4 protein-coding genes are annotated in these 4,502 nt (G+C 37.9%); 1 reads left to right on the top strand and 3 read right to left on the bottom strand.

Translation table 11 applies throughout. The features are described from left to right. Nucleotides 1-43 precede the first annotated feature (43 nt). Together HRT50_RS01330 and HRT50_RS01325 are read right to left on the bottom strand one after the other, a co-directional pair. On the bottom strand, nt 44-133 hold the full coding sequence (locus HRT50_RS01330; protein ID WP_291610544.1) for a DUF4113 domain-containing protein: 90 nt from the start codon (nt 131-133) through the stop codon (nt 44-46). 161 nt (nt 134-294) lie between these two features. Continuing rightward, complete coding sequence (locus tag HRT50_RS01325) at nt 295-978, bottom strand: 2OG-Fe(II) oxygenase (RefSeq protein WP_291610542.1); 684 nt, start codon at nt 976-978, stop codon at nt 295-297. A 344-nt stretch (nt 979-1,322) separates the two neighbouring features. Here HRT50_RS01325 and HRT50_RS01320 point away from each other — a divergent pair, with 344 nt between their 5' ends. Continuing rightward, nucleotides 1,323-2,717 carry an MATE family efflux transporter gene (locus tag HRT50_RS01320; RefSeq protein ID WP_291610540.1) on the top strand — a complete coding sequence of 465 codons (1,395 nt, stop codon included), beginning with the start codon at nt 1,323-1,325 and terminating at the stop codon, nt 2,715-2,717. A gap of 210 nt (nt 2,718-2,927) precedes the next feature. On the opposite strand, the gene HRT50_RS01315 is transcribed toward HRT50_RS01320, so the two are convergent. Beyond that, nucleotides 2,928-4,115, bottom strand: a complete 1,188-nt coding sequence (locus HRT50_RS01315) for a hypothetical protein (protein ID WP_291610538.1) — start codon at nt 4,113-4,115, stop codon at nt 2,928-2,930. Between the last annotated feature and the right edge of the window lie 387 nt (nt 4,116-4,502).

The following is a 4,502-nucleotide window of genomic DNA, read 5'->3' as shown; positions in this document are numbered from 1 at the left end:
CCACACATACTTACCTCTACATTATTTTATCAATATGACTGCATCAATAGTTTATCTTAGGTATTTCTGACCAGTTACTCGTAGAGCGAGGTGATAAGAAATTTCGTCTCATTGCCCACTGTTCATTTTTCATTTTTCAGTAACTATAGGGGTCAACTAATTCGTACAACGTGAATATAAATAATTTAAGCTAAATACAGCTGTTAAATTTAAGCAAATGTATTCTTAAATATTACCAACTGACTTGTGAAAATTGTGACGTCAGTTGTTCTATTTGAATAATCGTTACTTCTCTTAACTAGGAGGGTCAATATTATTGGCAATACTGTTGTTTAAGCGAAACCAACCTGCAATTGAGTATCGATCTCGCCTAGCGGGTAATACTTCATGAGGAAATTCTTCACTTAAAAACACCACTACCGTGCCAAAATTAGGTATTACGGTAATAATATTTTGGTCAACGACTGAAGAATCTGGCGATTTATCATCATAAATAACTAACTCGCCACCATCAGCTGCAGACCAATGTTGATTAAGATAGACCACCACAGAAAGCACACGATTACCTTCACCTTTAAAAGCGTCCTTGTGCTTCTTATAAAAATCGCCCTTAGCGTAATGAGAAAAATGACTTTCAAAAGAGAATAAACCAAGAAACAAACGTCTATTTAAATAGGCTTGCAGTGACTCTGACCATTCAATCCAAGAACTACCTGCTTCGCTGTTACTGGTTATCCAGCTAATTTCATCGGTGCGAATAAGTTCGTCAATAATATGTTCTTTGGCACGACCTATACCTGCACGTTTAAAGTCTTCACCTGGCAGTTCGGTAATATGTTGTAATAACAAGCTGGATAAATCGTCGGGCAAAGCGCAAGGGCTGATACTGTAGCCCTTTTCAACAATGTCGTTGGCTATTGATTCAAACAGTGCATTGTCACCGTCAGAATGAGCCGTTTGAGCTAGCGTCAACTGCAAGCTTTCTTAGGAGGTAAAATTAACATTAAATTGATAATCTAATAAATGGGATGTAAGCATAATAGCACTTTACACATACATTAGTGTCGGATTTCGTTGTCATGGTTGTTTAACCACGTACTCTAAAAATAACAGAGTTGGTTATGACGTACTATTTTTTTGGGTGTTGCAAAAAATTAGTCGTGTTGAACAATTAATCTTAGTGAACAACAAATGTATTACTTTACCAACCAAGTAACTAGCTATCCTATGACAAAAATTGTTACATTCAATATTGAAAGTTTATTAATTTATTGCTGCTCTTATTATATGGTTCCATAACGACAAATCAGCAGAATTTATAGATGACAGTAAAAGATCACACAAGCTTACTAGAAGGGAAAATATCATCGATAATATGGCGTAATAGCCAGCCGATGTTTATGGCTATTCTCTTGTTATTAATGTACGAACTTTTGGAATCAGGATTAATTGCCCTAAGTAGTACCGCAACCTTAACCGCCTTTGGTTTTACAGTTCCCATCACAGCAGCGATGACTGCACTTGCCGTTGGCACAAGTATTCGTTGTAACAATAAAGTTGTAAAGTCTGCCTGCCTTGAGAAAGAAAACCTTAGTCGTAACATAAGCCAGACACTAATCATCTCCACACTAACACTGCTAACAGTCACAATATTGGCATTAGTATTTTCAGAGCAGCTACTTCATTTATTAGGAAACAATAACTGGTTATCGTCCGAAGAAGCCATAAAGGCACCACAATTAGCGGTAGAGCAATCAAGTTATATCAATAATCGCTATTTTTCTTGGTTATTTTTAGGTGCTGTTTGGCAAATTAATGGCATCTTACGTGCGTTAAACTTCAGCCAACTTGCCAGTAACATTATGGTAGCCTGGGTAGTACTTAAGGGCAGCTTAGCATTATTACTATTACTTCCACAAAGCCCTTGGTACTTTGATAGCTTAGTCGCCATCTCACTGGTACACGCTATAAGTGATATTAGCTTTACTCTTATTTCTTTTTATCTATTACAGCGAAAAGTAAAACTTAGCTGGCCATCATTAAATGAGTTTAAGACGCAATGTAAACAACCAAAGTTAAACAGCATTTTAGTTCTTGGCCAACAACTGATTACACCATTAAGTTTGGCGATATTAACGATAATTGCCGCTAGTTATAACCATATTTATGTAGCCGCTTTTGCTTTAATCTTTAAACTTGAAGCGATAATTTTGCTAATCCCCATGGCATTAACCACGTCAATGCCAGCAATAATTGGCTTTAATTACTGGACAGGTCATCATGATAGAGTAAAACAAGCATACCGCTATATGTTTGCCACTGTGCTAATAGCGCAGTTTGTTATTGCCATAGCGTTAAACTATACGGTAGATTTTTGGGCAAACTCATTATGTCCTCACGATAGCGTTACCATACATTTAAAACATTACCTTACTTGGTTACCTTGGGGCTATATCGGTGCAGGGTGTGTCATTGTTTATCAATCAACATTGAACGCCAAAGATAAAGCTATCACGGCAAGTGTACTTGGAATTATTCACCGTTTAATTCTGCTCATCCCCCTTGCCTGGTTCGGCCTCAATGATGGTGAATATTCACTTTATCCTGCGCTCATGCTAGCGCATTTATCTTCTGGATTCTGCGTTTTATATTTATTTAGAAGAGTAAGTATTATCAATAAAGGTATTCCGGCATTAAAGCCGCAGGTCACGATTTAAAGTAACAATGAAGAAGTGAGATCTCTTGTAAGCAGTTAGTTTAGAAAGGATAGTATTTCAGAAAGATAATACAGCTTAAATAGCTGGGCTATTTTTGAAGACTGTTAGTTAGAGCTGTGGCTAAATTGCAGTGTAAATCCGTTACCATGCAGGTTGAATATTAATGGCTATAGAGGGTGAAATTGCTTTACCCTCTACTGATGTAACTATCTAACCAAAGATTGCTCTCATCAAACCAATAACATGTTCTACACTCTTACCGGTTTTAACTTCTCTAAGGATAGTCTCGCGTTTGCCTTGAATATACTCAGGTATACCATCTTCAGCAAGTGCTTGATCAACAACTTCCTCAGGGGTTAACTTAACACGACCTCGTCGACTAGACTTGTAGCTACTTTCTGCGCTATTTAATTTTTTATCACGAATACGCAAAAAGTTAGATCCAAAAGCAAAATCTTCATCGGCAAACATAAATAAGTCGACTAAAACCGCACGAGCTTGCCAAAGTTTGGCTTCACGTTCATCTTCAGGCTCGTCTTGATGCCACCAAGCGAAAGTACGTAAAGTACCGATCATATCTTGCCAATAGCTTTCGAAATCAAAACTATTAAATTTTGCTATCGATAAACCTTGGCAAAGCACTTCAATTTTTGCGTTTGTTAGCGCAATAAATTGATCCGGACGTTTCATCGCTAATAAACGAGTTGCTGGTGCTAATGGTGCTTTCTCACCATTTTCCTTGTCTACCGTGTAACTGGTAAATATTTGTTTGTAGGCACTAACAAACTGCTGATACTGTTTGGGAGTTACATCACCAGATTCTGGAATATGACTTAAGGCAGCATCAAAACTTTCAGGTTGCTGGGCTAATAAAACATGGAAAACTTTAGCGCCTTTGGTTGAAGCAAACCATTCGACATCAAAATTATATTGCGTATGACAATGTTGGTTAGTGTGTTTACCAGCAAAGGCAAGACGTTCAAGTTCAGACATCTCAGCTAAAGGTTTGCTCTTTATCAACTCAATATAATCAAGCAGTGCTAAGCGCTCTTCCAAGGCATGTAAACTAGCTTGCTGTTCAACAAAAGCAGTGAATATAGGCCATGGTGCTATGCGTGCCATTTTGAATTGACTAACACTAGCGCCTAAAACCAGCACTTGCTCTAATTTTTTCAAAATAGGTAATTGGTGATCTTCAAGCAGGCTTATATTAATGCGGTTGCGACAGACATCAATTAACTCGGTACACCAACCGAGGTAATCCTCAGGTCGATTTTCAACTTTAACCGCCATCAAGTTTAAAGTTAATTCAGTAACATGCTTTAATGCATTTTGGTATGAAGCACTTTCGGCTTCACTTAGTGCCATTTTTACAGGGGAAGATAAAAATTTTCTCATTTACCAGTACAACTCCAAAATTACATAAATACAAATAAATCCGCAGTGTTAACTACGCATAGATATAAAACTTGTCATCTGACTCTTATGAATCGGGCTTATCTTAATACAAGCTAGCCATGTCCGACACTAACATAGGTTATTTAAAACCCAGAAAGCAAAAAACCCGCAGCGTGAGCTACGGGTTTCCGTGTACCGAAGTACAAATTAGAAGTCTCGTAATGTCCCGCTACGCTCTCACATGGGCTTTACTGTGACATAAGTCACACTACCATCGGCGCAATGCGTTTCATTATCGAAACTAAAATAAAAGTTTAGCAATGTCCTACTCTCACATGGGAACTCCCACACTACCATCGGCGCAACTGCGTTTCACTTCTGAGTTCG

It is taken from the genome of Colwellia sp. (genome assembly GCF_013215345.1).
Taxonomy (GTDB): Bacteria; Pseudomonadota; Gammaproteobacteria; order Enterobacterales; family Alteromonadaceae; genus Colwellia.
Note: the sequence above shows the minus strand (reverse complement) of the source record. Positions and strands in the feature narration are given on the sequence as shown.